At 27.9% G+C, this 16,669-nt stretch carries 16 protein-coding genes and 1 pseudogene; 2 read left to right on the top strand and 15 right to left on the bottom strand.

The features are described from left to right. The 7 genes from rbsB to ACRDBA_RS10780 form a co-directional block, all read right to left on the bottom strand. Positions 1–906 (bottom strand): ribose ABC transporter substrate-binding protein RbsB, encoded by a 906-nt coding sequence (gene rbsB / locus ACRDBA_RS10810; protein WP_438572924.1) that lies wholly within the window; start codon positions 904–906, stop codon positions 1–3. Between the two features lie 19 nt (positions 907–925). Continuing rightward, positions 926–1,867, bottom strand: a complete 942-nt coding sequence (locus tag ACRDBA_RS10805) for an ABC transporter permease (RefSeq protein ID WP_438572923.1) — start codon at positions 1,865–1,867, stop codon at positions 926–928. A 19-nt stretch (positions 1,868–1,886) separates the two neighbouring features. Next, a complete protein-coding gene (locus tag ACRDBA_RS10800; protein ID WP_438572922.1) occupies positions 1,887–3,389 on the bottom strand; it encodes a sugar ABC transporter ATP-binding protein in 1,503 nt (500 codons plus the stop codon). A 20-nt stretch (positions 3,390–3,409) separates the two neighbouring features. Beyond that, entirely contained in the window at positions 3,410–3,805 is a 396-nt protein-coding gene (gene rbsD / locus ACRDBA_RS10795) for a D-ribose pyranase (RefSeq protein ID WP_438572921.1), read from the bottom strand. Positions 3,806–3,807: 2 nt separating this feature from the next. Continuing rightward, on the bottom strand, positions 3,808–4,737 hold the full coding sequence (gene rbsK, locus ACRDBA_RS10790) for a ribokinase (protein WP_438572920.1): 930 nt from the start codon (positions 4,735–4,737) through the stop codon (positions 3,808–3,810). Between the two features lie 169 nt (positions 4,738–4,906). Then, positions 4,907–6,973, bottom strand: a complete 2,067-nt coding sequence (locus ACRDBA_RS10785; RefSeq protein WP_438572919.1) for a sensor domain-containing protein — start codon at positions 6,971–6,973, stop codon at positions 4,907–4,909. A gap of 277 nt (positions 6,974–7,250) precedes the next feature. After that, positions 7,251–8,846: a family 20 glycosylhydrolase gene (locus tag ACRDBA_RS10780; RefSeq protein WP_438572918.1), complete on the bottom strand. Its 1,596-nt coding sequence runs from the start codon at positions 8,844–8,846 to the stop codon at positions 7,251–7,253. A 268-nt stretch (positions 8,847–9,114) separates the two neighbouring features. Between ACRDBA_RS10780 and ACRDBA_RS10775 the strand changes: the two are divergent. Further along, positions 9,115–9,240: pseudogene (locus tag ACRDBA_RS10775) on the top strand (elongation factor G-binding protein); the annotation flags it as partial. A gap of 49 nt (positions 9,241–9,289) precedes the next feature. Here ACRDBA_RS10775 and ACRDBA_RS10770 read toward each other — a convergent pair. The 3 genes from ACRDBA_RS10770 to ACRDBA_RS10760 form a co-directional block, all read right to left on the bottom strand. Further along, positions 9,290–10,090, bottom strand: coding sequence for an HAD family hydrolase (locus ACRDBA_RS10770; protein ID WP_438572917.1), 801 nt, complete (start codon positions 10,088–10,090; stop codon positions 9,290–9,292). A gap of 153 nt (positions 10,091–10,243) precedes the next feature. Continuing rightward, positions 10,244–11,110, bottom strand: coding sequence for a MurR/RpiR family transcriptional regulator (locus ACRDBA_RS10765; protein ID WP_438572916.1), 867 nt, complete (start codon positions 11,108–11,110; stop codon positions 10,244–10,246). A 52-nt stretch (positions 11,111–11,162) separates the two neighbouring features. Continuing rightward, the gene (locus ACRDBA_RS10760) at positions 11,163–11,726 is read right to left on the bottom strand and encodes a GNAT family N-acetyltransferase (RefSeq protein ID WP_438572915.1); all 564 of its coding nucleotides are present in this window, start codon (positions 11,724–11,726) and stop codon (positions 11,163–11,165) included. A gap of 132 nt (positions 11,727–11,858) precedes the next feature. Between ACRDBA_RS10760 and ACRDBA_RS10755 the strand changes: the two genes are divergently transcribed. Beyond that, entirely contained in the window at positions 11,859–12,620 is a 762-nt protein-coding gene (locus tag ACRDBA_RS10755; protein WP_438572914.1) for a hypothetical protein, read from the top strand. A gap of 42 nt (positions 12,621–12,662) precedes the next feature. Here the strand turns inward: ACRDBA_RS10755 and ACRDBA_RS10750 are convergent, their stop codons facing one another. From ACRDBA_RS10750 to ACRDBA_RS10730, 5 genes are all read right to left on the bottom strand, one after another. Beyond that, complete coding sequence (locus ACRDBA_RS10750; RefSeq protein WP_438572913.1) at positions 12,663–13,313, bottom strand: YidC/Oxa1 family membrane protein insertase; 651 nt, start codon at positions 13,311–13,313, stop codon at positions 12,663–12,665. A gap of 4 nt (positions 13,314–13,317) precedes the next feature. Continuing rightward, the gene (locus tag ACRDBA_RS10745) at positions 13,318–14,028 is read right to left on the bottom strand and encodes a DUF1048 domain-containing protein (protein WP_438572912.1); all 711 of its coding nucleotides are present in this window, start codon (positions 14,026–14,028) and stop codon (positions 13,318–13,320) included. A 2-nt stretch (positions 14,029–14,030) separates the two neighbouring features. Beyond that, a complete protein-coding gene (locus tag ACRDBA_RS10740) occupies positions 14,031–14,351 on the bottom strand; it encodes a PadR family transcriptional regulator (protein ID WP_438572911.1) in 321 nt (106 codons plus the stop codon). 284 nt (positions 14,352–14,635) lie between these two features. After that, positions 14,636–15,280, bottom strand: coding sequence for a hypothetical protein (locus ACRDBA_RS10735; protein ID WP_438572910.1), 645 nt, complete (start codon positions 15,278–15,280; stop codon positions 14,636–14,638). 21 nt (positions 15,281–15,301) lie between these two features. Then, positions 15,302–16,417: an NADH:flavin oxidoreductase gene (locus tag ACRDBA_RS10730; protein ID WP_438572909.1), complete on the bottom strand. Its 1,116-nt coding sequence runs from the start codon at positions 16,415–16,417 to the stop codon at positions 15,302–15,304. Positions 16,418–16,669 lie beyond the last annotated feature (252 nt).

The following is a 16,669-nucleotide window of genomic DNA, read 5'->3' as shown; positions in this document are numbered from 1 at the left end:
TTACTTGCTTACTACTTTTAAATCTGCTGCTATTTCTGAGTCTACTTTTTCACCATTATATATTTTTTCAGCTAATTGAACTCCTAATGCACCTATCAAATCTGGTTGTTGAGCTACCGTTGCTATCATTTCACCTTTTTCAATAGCATCTAATGCATCATCATTTCCATCAAATCCAATTACCATTGCATCAATATTGCTTGATAATATAGCTTTTGCAGCTCCTAATGCCATTTCATCATTATGTGCAAATACTACTTGTATATCTTTATTTCCTTGAACTACGTTTTCCATAACTTGTAGACCCTTTTGTCTATCAAAGTCTGCTGCTTGACTTGACACAAATTTTACATTTGATTTATTATCTAAAACACTGTGGAAACCTTCTCCTCTATCTCTAGTAGCTGAAGCTCCTGGAATCCCTTGTAGTTCTACTACATTTATATTTGCATCCTTACCTAACTGCTCTAATGCAAATTCTGCTGCCATAGCTCCACCTTTAATATTATCTGAAGCTATATGGCTAGTTACATATCCACCATTTGATTGTCTATCTAATGTTATTACTGGAATATTTGCTTCATTAGCTACTTCAACAGATTTTACAACTGCATCGCTATCTGTTGGATTTATTAATAAAGCTGTTACTCCAAGTTGAATTAAATCCTCTACATTTGATCTTTCCTTTACTGGATCATCTTGTGAATCTAATACTATTAACTCATATCCTAACTTTTCTGCTTCTTTTTCAGCACCATCCTTCATAGTTACAAAGAAAGGATTATTTAGTGTTGATAAAACTATACCTATTTTCTTATCGTTATCATTTTTAGAGCATCCCATAAAGGAACCCATTGCCATAACTGTTACTAGCCCTAAAGCCAATACTTTTTTCATAATCTTCATGGTATATCCCTCCTTGTAATTATGCTGATTTTTTTCTACTCTTTTTGTCTAATAATACTGCTATTAATATTACTAAACCTTTTACTATTGATTGATAGAATGGTGATACATTCATTAAGTTTAATCCGTTGTTTAATACTCCAATTATAAGAGCACCTATTAATGTTCCTGTTATTCTTCCTTCTCCACCTGCTAATGATGTTCCTCCAATAACTACTGCTGCTATTGCATCTAATTCAAAACCTGTTCCTGCATTTGGTGAAGCTGATCCTATTCTACTTGCTATAATTACCCCTGCTATTGATGACGCAAAACCTGAAATTACATAAGCAAGTGTTTTTATTTTAGTTGTATTTATTCCTGATAATCTAGCTGAATCCTCATTTCCTCCTAAGGCATATAAGTATCTTCCAAATCTAGTTTGTGATAAAACATAAATTGCTATTACTGAAACTACTATTGTTATAATTACTGGTATTGGTAAAAATCCTACTTTTCCATTTCCTATGTTTACAAATTCTACTGGTAATTTTGATATTGGAGTACCATTTGTAAATACTAATGTTGCTCCTCTAAATATAGTCATTGTTGCTAAAGTTGCTATAAATGCTTGTAACTTTCCTTTTGATATTAAAAGACCATTTATTAAACCTATTACAATACCTGTAACAGAAGCTGCTACTATTGCTAATCCTATACTTCCCGTAGATTTAACTATTGATGCTGCTAGTGCACCACTTATTGCTAGTGTTGATCCTACTGATAAATCTATTCCACCAGTTAAAATTACAAAAGTCATACCAACTGCTATTATTGCATTTACTGAAACCTGTGTGAATACATTAGTAATATTTGATAATGTTAGGAATGCTGGTGAAACAAAAGTAATCACCGCACATAATAGAACTAATCCTATTAGAGATTTATATTTAGATACAGTTTCTTTAAAATTAATATTCATGGTATTCTCCTCCTACCCTTTAATTCATTCCAACAGCTAATTTCATAATACTTTCTTGTGAAGCTTTTTCTCTTGATAACTCTCCTGATATCCTTCCTTCACTCATTACAATAATTCTATCGCTTACTCCTAGTACTTCTGGTAAATCTGATGATATCATTATTATTGCTTTTCCCATTGCTTTAAGCTCATTTAATAATTCATAAATTTCTTTTTTAGCTCCTACGTCTATCCCCCTAGTTGGTTCATCTATTATTAATACCTCTGGAGATAACATAAGCCATTTTGCTAATATTACCTTTTGTTGATTTCCTCCACTTAAATTCTTTATTAATTGATCTCTACTTGGAGTTTTTATCTTTATTTTGTCTATGTAATAATCTACATCCTTTATTGCTGCTTTACTATCTATAGACTTCCACTTATTCTCGTATTTCTTAAGATTTGAAAGAATCATATTATCTGCTATTGATAATCCAAGTACGCATCCTTCTTTTTTTCTATCTTCAGATAAATAACATATCCCATTATCTATAGCTTCTTGTATATTTTTAACTTCTAAAATCTTTCCTTTTATTTTTACTGTTCCTGAAGTTTTCTTATATTCACCAAATATAGTCTTTGCAAGCTCTGTTCTTCCTGATCCCATAAGCCCTGCTATTCCTAATATTTCTCCTTCCTTTACTTCAAAGCTAGCTTCCTTTACTCCTGCCGCTGAAGAAAGATTCGAAACTTCTAACATATTCTTTCCCTTACCAGTCTTTCTATATGGGAATTGATCTTCTATTTTTCTTCCTACCATCATAGAAATTAACTTATCATTATCTATATCCTTTATTAAGGCATTTCCTGCATATTTACCATCTCTTAAAACTTCAACTCTATCACATATAGCAAATATTTCTTCCATTCTATGAGATATATAAATTACTGCAATCCCTTTTTTCTTTAAATTATCTATTACTTCAAATAACTTCTTTGTTTCTACTTCTGTAAGTGCAGTTGTTGGCTCGTCCATTATTATTACTCTAGCATTTTTAGTTAATGCCTTTGCAATTTCTACCATTTGCTTTTCTCCAACATTAATGCTTCCAACTAATCTATTAGGATCTATATTGCATCCTATTTGATCTAAAAATAATTTACTTCTTTCAACAAGCTCCTTTTTATTTATTCTCCCAGTAATTTTTTGATATTTTTCATTTCCTAGGAAAATATTTTCAGCTATTGTTAAGTTGTTTAGTACACTCATTTCTTGGTGAATAATAGTAACTCCATATTCTTCTGCTGACTTAATTCCTTTAATATTAGCTTCTTCACCATCTATAAAGATTTTACCTTCATTTTTTTGATGGACTCCACTTAATATTTTCATTAATGTTGACTTACCAGCTCCGTTTTCACCCATTAAAGCTGTTACTTCTCCACCATAGGCTGTAATGTTAACCTTATCTAATGCCTTAACACCAGGGAATATCTTTGAAACTCCCTCCATTTTTAGCATTGGTATTCTTTTATCCATTTTAAAATACCTCCCTTTTACTAAAATACAACTCCTGATTTTAATATTATATTTGCATAAGGTGTTTGTTCACCTGTTCTAACAACTGCCATACATTCTTTTAAGTCTTTCTTCAATTCTTCATGAGTTATTACCGTTATTTTTGCTTCTCCAATTATCCTTTTTATTTCTTCATATAATTCTGGACTAACTTCCATAGTTTCCTTTGCAATAAGTACCTCTTCAACTTGAAGCTCCATTAATGTTACTTTTAAAGTATCTATAAATGTTGGAACTCCATTTATTAATGCTAAATCTATTCTTTCTGTTTCCTTTGGTATAGGTAATCCACAATCTCCTATTGCCAACATATCTGTATGTCCCATTTTTGAAATTACTGAACTTAAATTGCTATTTAATAATGGTGTCTTTCTCATAATTAATCCTCCCCGTAAGCTTCAACTACTTCTTTTAAATAAGGTATAGATGGCTCAGCTCCCTTTCTCTGAACTGCTATTGATGAAACTCTATTTCCAAAGTTTACTGCCTTTACTAATGTCTCTTTATTTATATTATTTACATCTAACTTTGAGCTTAAACCTCCAATAAAGCTATCTCCTGCTGCTGTTGTATCTATTGCATTTACTTTGTAAGCAGGTACTAATTCACAGAAGTCTTTTCCTATTACTGCCGCTCCTCTTGATCCTAAAGTTATTATTGCAAACCCTACTCCTGATTCTAAGAACACTTCTCCAGCTTTTTTTGCATCTTCTAAAGTTTCTACTTTAACTCCTGTTAAAAGCTCTGCTTCTGTTTCATTAGGAATTATTATATCTGTTACTTTTAAAAGTTCTTTATCTATTTTCTTTGCTGGTGCTGGATTTAAGATTGTTAGCTTTCCTAATTCCTTAGCCTTAGAGAAAGCTCTTAATGTCATATCCTCTGGAGTTTCAAATTGTGATATTAATATATGACTTTCTTTTATAGCCTCCATTGAATGATCTATTTCCTCTTTATTAATTGTCATATTAGAACCTGCAACAACTATTATTGAATTATTACCTTTTTCAGTAACCATTATCATTGCCATTCCTGTTGATTCATTTTTATCTTCAAAAACATATTTTACATCTATATTATCTTCTTCCAATTTTCCTTTTAAAATTTCTCCATTCTCATCTTTTCCAATCTTAGATATCATATAAACCTCTGCACCACTTCTTTTAGCTGCTACAGCTTGATTTGCTCCTTTTCCACCTGATATCTTTTCAAATGATTTAGATAAAATAGTCTCTCCTACTTGTGGTACATCTTTCACTTTCATAACTAAATCCATATTCATACTTCCAAGTACACATACTTTATTCATAAATTCATCTCCTATTATTACTTTTCTTTTAGTGAATCGCTTCACTGAATCGCTTAACTATATAATAAACCCTTTGAAAACGTTTTGCAATAGTTTTCTGAATATTTTTAATTAGTTTTTTAATTAACAAAGTCCCAGCAATAAATTTCATTGCTGGGACCCTATATTTTTAATTCATAATTAACTTAAATGCATCCTTTTCTTCTAATGGCTTAGAAAATAAATATCCTTGAATATAATCTACACCCATATTACTTAATTTATTTAATTGCTCCATTGTTTCAACACCTTCTGCTACTATAGGCAAGTCTAATGAATGAGATGAATCTATTATAAGCTTAATTAAATTGCTATATTCCTCTCCATTTTCCATTCCAGCTACAAAGCTTTTATCTATCTTTACTTCTGATAAAGGTAATTTAACTAAATAATTAAATGATGAATACCCTGTTCCAAAATCATCTAATGATATTTTTATACCTAGCTTTTTTAAATCATTTATTTTTTGTATATTTTCATTTATATTTTCTAATAATACAGTTTCTGTTATTTCTATTCCAATACAATTTGTATAAACACCAGTTTCATTAATTATATCTTTAATATAATCTATAAAATTATCATCCATTATTTGAGTAGATGAAACATTGAATGAAACTATTAATTTATTATTTGTATTTTCATTTATTTTTTTTGCAAATATACAAGCTTTTTTCATTATTTCATTTCCAATAGGTATTATTAAATCACTTTTTTCCATAATATTTATTATTTCCATTACTGGCAAATCTCTATAATTTTTATTATTCCATCTAAATAATGCTTCAAAGCCTCTTAACTTATTATCTTTTGAATATTGTGGCTGATAAGCTAACTTTATCTCATTATTTTCAATTGCATGACTTAATGCCTTTTCTATATTTAATCTTACGTTTCTTTCCTCTTCTAATCCATTTGTATAAAATACAAATTTATTTTTACCTGTTTCTTTAGCCTTATATAAGGCAATATCAGCCATAGTAATTAACTTACAATGACTTCCATCACACTCTTCATGATTTTTAGGGCACACAGCCACCCCTATACTTACATTTACATTATCACTATATCTCCCATAGCTTTCTATCTCTGAAATTTCACTTAATATACTATTTACCTTTAGCTCTATTTCCTTTTTAGGCATTTCATTTTTAAATAATATTATAAACTCATCTCCACCAAATCTAAAAATATAATCTTCTATACAAATTTCTCTTAATGTATTAGCTATTTCTTTTAATACTCCATCTCCTACTTGATGCCCATACGTATCATTTATTTGCTTAAAGTTATCTACATCAATTATAAGCATAGTTAATTTTTTTCCAATTTCTTTATTCCCTAAATACTCATATAAAGCTCTTCTATTTAATAACCCTGTATTTGAGTCTGTATATGCCTGCTTCTTTATTTTATTTTCAGCTTCCTTAAGTTGAGTAATATCTACTGTAGTTCCTACTATACCAACTACTTCATTAGCAATATTAAGTACAGGAGTTTTATAAATCTCAACACTTTTCTTTTTATCCCCTATCATTACCTCTTTAGTAAACTTATTAGATTGTTTAGTAGACATAACTTCTTTGTCTTCGCCTATTATTATATCTACTTCTTCCTTAGAATAAAATTCTCTTAAATTTCTTCCAATTAACTGTTCTACAGTTGTGTTATGTGTCTTTGCAAACTTAATATTTGCATTTACATAATCTCCATCTTTATTACAAAGCCATACCTCAAAAGGAATATTTTCTATTAAAACTCTAAACTGTGCATCCATATTTTTTATTTCTGTTGTATCTCTAGCTACTGCTACTATCCCAATAGCTTTATTATTTTCATCTATAACAGGTGATCTATATATATCAAATCGTCTATATCCTCTTTCTCCTGGAACAATTTCTTCAAATACACCACTTTCACATTTTCTAAGAACCTCTAAATCATTTTGTCTACATTCATCTCCAACCTTGTTAGTCCAAACATTTTTATGATTCTTTCCCTTTATCTCACTGATATCTTTTCCACAATGAATTAAAAATTCCTTATTTACATCATAGTAATGACTATCAACATCAGTAAACCAAGCCATTGAAGGTATTGCATTTAGTAATGTATTATATTTTAATTTTGTATATTTTAACTCCTCTTTCAAAGCATTATTTTCATCAATTATTTTTTCTATCTCGTCTAAATTCATTAATATCTCCTTAAGCAATCAGATATATAACTATTTCCCCCTAAAACAATAAAATATTATATATAACTATATTTTGCTCCTAATAGCATTTTAAATTTATTGTTAATTAAATTTTAAACAAATTTTTAATATTTTAAAAGTATAAATAAGGAAATAACCTTTAAAAACTTACTTTTAATTCTATTTTAAGTCATCTAAATCAAAAATCACCTAGCAAGTTTAATATTTTTACTAGGCGACTTTCATAATTCTATTTTATATTTAACTATAAATAATATTAATTAGCCTTCCATATAAGTGGATCCTTATAATAATTTATTCCTCTATTTTGTAATCTTTCACCTTGTTTTTCTAACCTTACTTTATATTCATCCCAATTTCTTAAAGATTTAGGTGTCCATCCAATTTCAGCATAACCTAATAATCTTGGATAAATCATATAATCCATTTGATTTTGCCCTTCTATTGTCTCAGTCCATAACGGAGCTTCTATTCCTAAAATTAATTCCTTTGGTGAAAAATCTGTTGGATTCCATTTATAAGCTACTTCTACAGGAATAAGCCCTGCCCAATCAAGCCCATATGGTGTATCCTTATTATACTTCATGTCTAAATAGGCCTTTTCTGCAATTGAAATAACCATTTTCATTTCTTTTTTTCTTGCAGCTTCATTTGAATCCTGCCAATTTTGTAAAATTACACTGTTATTAATTTCAGGAGATGTATCTATAGGATCCCAACCTATAGGCGTTTTTCCATACTTTTGTGCTATTTTAGAAACTCTTCCTACAAAGTAATCATAGTCTTCCTTTTTAGTACTTAAAGCTTCGTCTCCTCCTATATGTAGGTACTTTGATGGTGATATCTCTGATACTTCTTTAAATACATCATCAATAAATTCATATGTTTTTTCATCATTTGTCATTAAAGTGCTAAATCCTACCTTTATTCCTGTATATAAATCTTTCTTTTTACCATCTGGATTTAAGAAACCATAAGAAGCTAAGGCTGCATTAGTATGCCCCGGCATATCAAATTCAGGTATTATTTCTATATATCTATCACTAGCATACTTTACTAAATCTTTAAATTCCTCTTGAGTATAGTATCCTCCCTTTCCTCCACCAACTTGTGTACTTCCACCTATTAATGTTAAGTCAGGATACTTCTTTATTTCTAATCTCCAACCTTGGTCATCGCTTAAATGCATATGAACTCTATTAATTTTATATTGTGATGCAAGATCAATTTGTCTTTTTACTTCATCTATAGTATAAAAATGCCTTGCTACATCAAGCATCAATCCCCTATATGAATACTCTGGCTTATCATTTATTATAGATGCTGGAACACTCCACTCAACACCAGTTACTACTTCACTTTTTTCAATAGCTGATGGTAATAGCTGTATCAATGTTTGGACTCCATTCCAAATTCCTTGAGGTTTATACGCTGTAATCTTAATTCCTTTAGGAGTAGTTACCATAGTATAACCTTCATCTCCAGACTCTTCTTTCCCATCAATTGTAGTTAAATAAATATTTCCATCTTTTACATCACTAGATTTAATTATTTTAAGATCAAATCCAGTAGATGTTTTAATTTTATTTTTAATTAATTCAGCAATCTTATTAAGTTCCTCTGTTTCCTTATCTGTTTTTCCTTTTACATAAATTGAACTTTCTTTATTAAGTATAAATTTACCTTCCTTACCTTCATAGCTTAAAGGTTTTGGAATTATACTGTTACTAATATCATTAGCTGTTTTTGCAGATATTACTTCACTACTAGATTTTAAAATAGTTACTAAAGAAATAGCTACTAAACTTAAAATCACTAATCTTTTAAAATATATCTTTTTTCTATTTTTCATTAGTTTACTCTCCTTATAAGTTCTATTAATTCATTTATAGTATTTTAATTTCTCAACTATTTTATTACTTAATATTTATCAATCTAGAGGTATTTAAATTTAAGAAAGATGTAGTATTCTCTAAAACTATTACATCTAATTTATGATATAATAATATAAATATTGGAGGTGTTTTTATGAATGTTTATTATCCATTCAGCTGTAAAAGAACCTGCTCCTTTCAAAGACTATTAAAAGCAGCTATGCTTTGTCTGGAGCCTAATATTATCCTGAAAATGGAACTTATAAATCTATAGCTTTTAATGTTTGCTTAAATAGCCAGGAGTGCAACGAAAGAATAACTTCAACTGAAAAGCTTGAAACAATTTTAAATGAAATAAATAATAAAAAATAATTTTTATAAAAATACACTAAGGAAGTTAAATTCCTTAGTGTATTCCTGTTTATATAGAATTTAATATATATTTTTGAATTCCCTTTGCAACTCCATCATTACATACTGTATCTGTAATTTCTTTTGCATACTTTTTAACATCATCTGCGGCATTCCCCATAGCAATCCCACAACCTACTGTTGATAACATTTCTATATCATTTTTTCCATCACCAAAGGCATAAGTATCTTCTATTTTAACGCCTAAATGTTCTATAGCTTTTAATATTCCTGCTGCCTTGGTACTTTCTTTATAATGTATTTCAAGATGTACATTTTCTATACTATTAAAGTAACCATAATCAGGGTTGTCCTTTATAAAATCTAAACAATAATCTAATATTTCCTTATTAGGGCAAAGCATTTCAACCTTATGAATATTTAAACCTTCTATTTGGTTATACTTTTTAAAGGAATCTTTAGTTGTTCCTACTAAGTCATAAAATTTAAATAATTCTTCACTATCTTTCTTTATATAAGAATGCTTGTCATCTACTAAAATATAATCAATATCCTTATTTTCTAATGTAGATGTTAATCTTTTAATAAACTCATTATCTATTGGCTTACTATGAACAGTTTCTCCATCAATAATTACATGAGCACCATTTGCTAATACAAAGCCATCAAACTCTAACTCTAAAAGCTCTTTATTTATAAATGCATAAGGGCGTCCTGTTGCAATAAAAATATAACATCCCTTTGACTTTAAGTTTTGTAATTCCGCTTTAACATTAGAAGAAATATTTATTACTCCTCCAAATGTATCTATTAAAGTACCATCCACATCAAAAAAAACTGCCTTTTTCATTACTTCATCCCATCCTAACTTAAATTACTTAGGCTTTCTGCCTTTACTATACTATATTTTTTCTACTATTTTTCTTCAACTAAAGTTAGGCATTTAGATTATTTTTTCTAAACAAAAATAAAAATCATAGATTTTTTTGAAACTTTTTGACACTTATCTATCATCATTTATTTCTCTATCATCAGCTATTTTTATAAGATTACTTATATAATCAATATTACCTTTATAATCTCTTTTAAAAATACAACCATAAATCACATCCAGCATATATTGCATTGCTATATGTGATGAAAATTGAGATATCCTATTTCTAAGGTTTTCTTTATCACTTATATAAAGTTTATGCTTTATACTTTTTTCTTCTGATATGTTTCCAACTCTACCTATTAAAATAGTTTTTACTCCATTCTTATTTAATATATTTACTATGGGTGATACAAATGTTGCCTTTCCTGAATAAGATAAAATTAATGCTATATGATTCTTTTTAGATGCAATAGCTGTACATTGTTGCTCATAAAAATTCTTAGGACAGTTAACCATTCTTCCTATATTCCTCATTTTGTCTTGAAAGTTTTCTGCAACATTCATATTATGAGCTTGTGTATATATATCAATAATTTCAGCCTTATGTAATAAAATTACACACTTATTTAACTCTTCTATATCAATGGACTTATATGTATCCTCTATTGATGCTTCATATAATTTTAATAGCTTTTTTGCTATTACCCCTTGTGTATCATTATCATTAAAAGGAAAGTTTACATCTATTTGATTTTTATTATTACTTCCTTCTAAAATATCCTTTGCTAGCCTTACCTTTAAATCATTAAACCCATCTATTCCTATCTTTTTGCAAAATCTATGAATTGCTGATTTTGATACAAATATTTTTTCTGAAATATTTTGAATAGATGACCTTTGAACTTCTTCCTTATTTTCTAAAATATATTTAGCTAATCTACTTTCTAAAGGAGTTAAATTATCACAGCATTTAATCATATTTTCTATTGTCATTTTATCCTCCAGTCTATATAAATATCTTTTATCTTTAGTTAAACTTGTATATTTAATCTTCTATATATAAATCCATAAGTATTTCATCATAAAACTCGCCATTAATATTAAAGAAGTTTTTATGAATTCCTACTTCCTCAAAGCCCATTTTTTTATAAAGGTTATATGCTTTTATATTTCCTTTTCTTACTCCTAAGCTAATGTTTTTTATTACCTTTGTCTCCTTAGCAAATTGGATTAATGTTTCTATTACTAATGTTCCAATACCTAGCCCCCAATATTCTTTTTTAACAGAAATAGCTAATTCTCCATTATGAATTATTCTTTTTCTCATTGGAGTAGATATATTTGAAATACTTACAATTTTGCCATCTATTATTCCTAAAAGCATTAAACTATTTAAATTAGAATTTGCTCCTTCAATAAAAGCTTTTTCCTGCTCTATTGTTAAGTTGAATTCCCCTTCTCCAAATAATAAATTATCACTTTCTCCACCAACTACTTTTAAATATTTAATAATATTTTCTGCATCCTCAGAAGTAGCCTTTCTAAAAGTTATCTTTTCCTCATTCTTTAAAATAACCTCTTTAATTATTTTTTCTATTTTAATCACCATAATTGCCCCCTATTCAATCTAATTTTTAATATAAATTATACCACAAATCTTTTTATATTTACTGGTATTAATGTATAATATTACATAGGTAGGCTTTTACATCTACTTTAATATACATTCCAGGGGGAGACTATGAAAAAAACTAAATTAGCCATAACCTTATTAATTTGTTCATTATTAATAGGTTGTAGCCCTAATAAACAAGCTTCTTTAGAAGTCACTGATAACTTTGAAAAAACTACTTCTACAATAGTAAATGAATATGTTATAGATAAATCTGAACTTCTTAAAATTGACTGTAATTGGAGAAACATAACTAACATAGAAGCTAGAAATGAATCTGTTTCATCACAATATATTGAAAACACACTAAAACTAAAGCAGTTTTGTTTTAACAACTCACTTGATTTAACCTTTGCTCAACCTTTAGAACATAAAATTGCTTCTGAAAGAAGTGTTGATTCATCCTACGCGGAATTATTTGAAAATATTTCAGAAACAGATACAATACATTATTTCACAGATGAAGAAGGACTAAATATAGATTTTAAAATCTCTGTTTCTGATTCCTATGATGATAATTTTAGATCTATAGGTGGAATTTATACTGATATAGTATATAAAGCCTCCATAGAAAATATTGATAAGGATTTTAATTATGAAACTTCTAAGTTAAATGAATTTAGAAAAACTCTTTTAGGAGATAATTCTTCTTTAAATTTAGAAATGTTATCTGACTTTATAGTTGGATACTTCGAAGGTAGATATAATAGAGATATGAGGTTTTTCAACAAGATAAATGATGATTATTGTGAAGATTTTAGAATTCAAACTAATAACAATACTAATACTAGTAATATTTATTATAAACTTGTCTATGATCCAAAATTATAAATAAATAGGAGGATTTATATTTAATCCTCCTATTTATTTGGTTTATATAGAGCTTCTTGATACCCTTCTGCTTATTACAATCCTAAAAATAAGTTCTTCTAAAAATGTAAATATACCTGATGATATAAAGTATAACCCTAATGAAACTGGAGCCTTAATTGTTATTATTAAGCTCATAACTGTCATTACTATCATATTTATATTTGACCCTTGAGTTATCTTTACTGATTTTAAAAATGGAATGTATCCTATAAGACTTGGGAAGATTGATATAATGGTATAAATTATTGGTATTATAAAATAACTGTCTACCATTTTTAAATTTTCTACCCAAGGAATTAAAATAGTTCCTACTTCCATTGGCATTGAACTTATTGCAATATAAACACAGGATATTATAGGTATTTGCATTAAAGGAAGTAAACATCCTGTTAATCCTAATCCATTTTCCTTATATAATTTTTGTGTTTCTTCCATAAGCTTATTTTCATTCTTTTTATATTTAACCTTTAAAGCCTCTAGCTTTTCTTTTAAATCAACTTGTTTATACATACTCTTTTTACTTTTTATTGATAATGGAGATAAAATTAATCTTATTAAAAGAGTAAAAACTATTATACTTATTCCCCAATCCCCTGTTAATGAAAATATTAATTCTAAAGACTTTGTTAATGGTGCTAATAATATATCCATTTCTTTACCCTCTCTTGTTGTAGCTTAATTTATATAACTCTATACCTATTATTACTATGACTATTGTTAAAACTAATCCACCTATTATTGATGCACCTAAAAAATATGATTCTAATATTATTCCAAATGACTCTTTGCTAATAGTTTGAATTAGTAGTGATACTAAGAGTATTACTGCCCAAAGAACTAAAGAAGATTTTTTATCTATATCCTTATTAATATTTACAGTAAACTTCACTTTATGGTGAATAGGGACATTTATAGCTTGTTTTTTTATAGTTTCAGATATAAAGGCTACAAAAATTGCTATATAATTACTAAATAATAATTGACTTGCACTTATATTAAAGCCTTCATTAGTATTAAATATATTAACTACTATAAACATAGTTATAGAAGCTAATAACCATATTAAATATCTTCCTAAGGAATTAAGAATTAAATATAATTTACTTTTACTATCACTATATTCCTTTATTATATTTTCACAAAATTCCTTATAATCATTTCCTACTATAAAGGCTTTATCTCTATTTTCTATTTGTGCCTGTAATAACATATCTATAATTTGTTGCAGTACCTCTTCTCTTTCATAGCTTGTTAAGCTCGTACCTTGCATATATGATGTAATATGCTTAAACAAACAAAGGTTATTTTCATTTAAAGATTTCTGCTCTCTTAATCTAATTTTTCTTAATTTTAATGCTTCTAACATTTTTACCCCTCCAATACGCTCTCAACATTCTTTTTAGTTTTATACCAAGTTTCAATAAACCTATCTAACTCTAAAATCCCTTCTTCAGTTAAATAGTAATACTTTCTCATAGGCCCTAAGGGAGATTTTTTCATTTTTGAATATAAGTATTTCTTTTTTTCTAATCTAATTAATATTGGGTAAACGCTACTTTCTGATATTTCTTCAAATCCATAACTAATTAGCTTTTCACAAACTTCATATCCATAGGTTTCATCCTTTGAAACTATCTTTAAAATGCAACCTTCAAGTAATCCCTTTAACATTTGTGTGTTGTTTGACATTTAATCACCTACTTTGTAATACGTAATAGCTTATATCTAGATATTACCATACTACTACGTATTGTCAAGTAGTGTTCTAAATTTTTTAGTATTTAATTTATTAATACATAAAACCCTCTACTTTTTTAGTAGAGGGTTTTAAATATACTTTCATATAAAATTTTTATTTGCTAATCTTTTCTTAAATGAACCTTTGCTACCGATTCATCATCTGAGTAATAAATTCTATCTGCAACTAATGATTCTATAAAAAATAGAGATATTAAATAAATTTAATATCTCTATTAATTGTTTTTCTCTATTTCAAATACCTCAAGCCATTCTACTTCACTATTATCTATTAGCACCTTATATTTAACACAACCTAATCCCTCTGAATAATAACAGACCTTTACTACTTCATTTCCATTGCTATCCTTTTCTTTTTCCCAAGTCTTTACGTAAATTCCCTTTAGAGCTATCCCCTCTAAAATTAAGTTTTCTCCAACATCTACTATTTCTTTATTCTCCCATCTTGTTCCAACCTTTATTGGCTCTTTTAATATTAATTCCTCTGTACTATAATCCCTTTTATCTAGTAAATCCACATTATTTATTTCTTCATAATTTATATCACCATGATAAACCTTATATAATCCATTATCTTTACCTTCATAAACATTAACAAATGGTCCTTTTCCATTTACACCTACTACTTGATATTCTACACCATTACCCTTTATATAGTTTTCATCAGATAATAAATCACCACAATTATTTTTAGTTTTTAAACTACCATTAGGTATAAATAAATCTACTGATATATCTTCTTTACCTACCTTATCCTCTATTTTATTTATATCTTCTTTATTATTATCTATACTACATGATGGTATCAGAACTGATAACAAGACTAAAATTGTAAATATCCCTTTCCCTTTTATACCCACATACAAGCACTCCTTAACTTACTATTTAATTCCTCTTATATTTAATATGCATCTTTTTCCTGGAGTATTATAACATTGATTACATGATACGCATTTTGGTTTTTTTCTATCTCCACTTTCCCATTTATTTATTAAATCTGGTTCTGCTGTTAAAGGTCTTGATAATGAAAAATACTGTATATTAGAATTATTTAATAAATCCTCCATAACATCTAAATGTCTATTTCCACCTATTAAAATCACTGGTATATCAATTTCCTTTGCTAATTTAATAGCATAATCTTTAAAGTAAGATTCTTTTTCCTTAGAGCTTGTAATCTTAGTTCTAGCTGCACCTAAATTATTATCTGAAACTTCTTTAATAGATTCATTACCACCTGTAACCTCTATTGCATTAATTCCTAAATAGGCTAATTTCTTAGCAACATATAAGCTATCATCTTTAGTTAATCCACCTTCTTTTGTATAATCAGCTGAATTTAATTTTATTAATATGGGAAATTCTTTACCTACAGCTGTTCTCATAGCTTCATATATTTCAAATATTATTCTTCCCCTATTTTCTATGCTTCCTCCATACTCATCTTTTCTTTTGTTGTAGTATGGTGATAAAAATTGACTTAATAAATATCCATGGCCTGAATGTATTTCAACACCATCAAATCCAGATTCCTTAACTCTTTTTGCTGCGTCTGCATAAGCCTTTACTAAATATTTTATTTCATCCTTTGTAATTTCTTTAGCCCATGTACCAGTACATTCATTTTGCATAGTTGATGGACCCCATATTATTCTTTTTGAAATATTAAATTCTGTCATAAATCCACCATAAACTATTTGCATAATTATGTTTGATCCTAATTTATGAATCTTATCTGTAAATTCCTTATATTCAGGTATAAATGAATCATCATATATGCCCATCATTCCTGGGTTTGGCTTCTCATCCTTTGTCACAAATGCATATCCAGTTATTAAAGTTGATGCTCCCCCCTTTGCTAACTCTTCATAAATAGATGAAAGTTCCTTGGTCATATGACCTTTATCATCTGCAAGGTCTTCCCATAATGCTCCTCTAAAAAATCTATTTTTCATATTCATATCTAAAATTTTCGTTTTATCAAATAAAGTTTTCATATAATTACCTCCAAAGTTTTTTAAGTTCTAGATGTATTATATTTTAATTTTTTTTATTTAACTAGAACGTACTTTTTAGTACGTATTACTTTGAATTGACTATTCTAGTAAGCTTTTGATATTATCATAATTACAATAACAATTAAACAGACGACTGGTAATATGTCAAGATAAAAAATAAATAAAATTGGAAATTATCAAGTTTGTCTCATATAAAAAAGAGTAACATTAATAAACCTAACTATATTTCCA

The organism is Clostridium sp., from assembly GCF_051654825.1.
GTDB lineage: Bacteria > Bacillota > Clostridia > Clostridiales > Clostridiaceae > Clostridium.
Note: the sequence above shows the minus strand (reverse complement) of the source record. Positions and strands in the feature narration are given on the sequence as shown.

What these genes read in the sequence shown, in the direction of transcription:
- rbsB (WP_438572924.1), bottom strand. Translation starts at nt 906, where the DNA reads ATGAAGATTATGAAAAAAGTATTGGCTTTAGGGCTAGTAACAGTTATG.
- ACRDBA_RS10805 (WP_438572923.1), bottom strand. Translation starts at nt 1,867, where the DNA reads ATGAATATTAATTTTAAAGAAACTGTATCTAAATATAAATCTCTAATA.
- ACRDBA_RS10800 (WP_438572922.1), bottom strand. Translation starts at nt 3,389, where the DNA reads ATGGATAAAAGAATACCAATGCTAAAAATGGAGGGAGTTTCAAAGATA.
- rbsD (WP_438572921.1), bottom strand. Translation starts at nt 3,805, where the DNA reads ATGAGAAAGACACCATTATTAAATAGCAATTTAAGTTCAGTAATTTCA.
- rbsK (WP_438572920.1), bottom strand. Translation starts at nt 4,737, where the DNA reads ATGAATAAAGTATGTGTACTTGGAAGTATGAATATGGATTTAGTTATG.
- ACRDBA_RS10785 (WP_438572919.1), bottom strand. Translation starts at nt 6,973, where the DNA reads ATGAATTTAGACGAGATAGAAAAAATAATTGATGAAAATAATGCTTTG.
- ACRDBA_RS10780 (WP_438572918.1), bottom strand. Translation starts at nt 8,846, where the DNA reads ATGAAAAATAGAAAAAAGATATATTTTAAAAGATTAGTGATTTTAAGT.
- ACRDBA_RS10770 (WP_438572917.1), bottom strand. Translation starts at nt 10,090, where the DNA reads ATGAAAAAGGCAGTTTTTTTTGATGTGGATGGTACTTTAATAGATACA.
- ACRDBA_RS10765 (WP_438572916.1), bottom strand. Translation starts at nt 11,110, where the DNA reads ATGACAATAGAAAATATGATTAAATGCTGTGATAATTTAACTCCTTTA.
- ACRDBA_RS10760 (WP_438572915.1), bottom strand. Translation starts at nt 11,726, where the DNA reads ATGGTGATTAAAATAGAAAAAATAATTAAAGAGGTTATTTTAAAGAAT.
- ACRDBA_RS10755 (WP_438572914.1), top strand. Translation starts at nt 11,859, where the DNA reads ATGAAAAAAACTAAATTAGCCATAACCTTATTAATTTGTTCATTATTA.
- ACRDBA_RS10750 (WP_438572913.1), bottom strand. Translation starts at nt 13,313, where the DNA reads ATGGATATATTATTAGCACCATTAACAAAGTCTTTAGAATTAATATTT.
- ACRDBA_RS10745 (WP_438572912.1), bottom strand. Translation starts at nt 14,028, where the DNA reads ATGTTAGAAGCATTAAAATTAAGAAAAATTAGATTAAGAGAGCAGAAA.
- ACRDBA_RS10740 (WP_438572911.1), bottom strand. Translation starts at nt 14,351, where the DNA reads ATGTCAAACAACACACAAATGTTAAAGGGATTACTTGAAGGTTGCATT.
- ACRDBA_RS10730 (WP_438572909.1), bottom strand. Translation starts at nt 16,417, where the DNA reads ATGAAAACTTTATTTGATAAAACGAAAATTTTAGATATGAATATGAAA.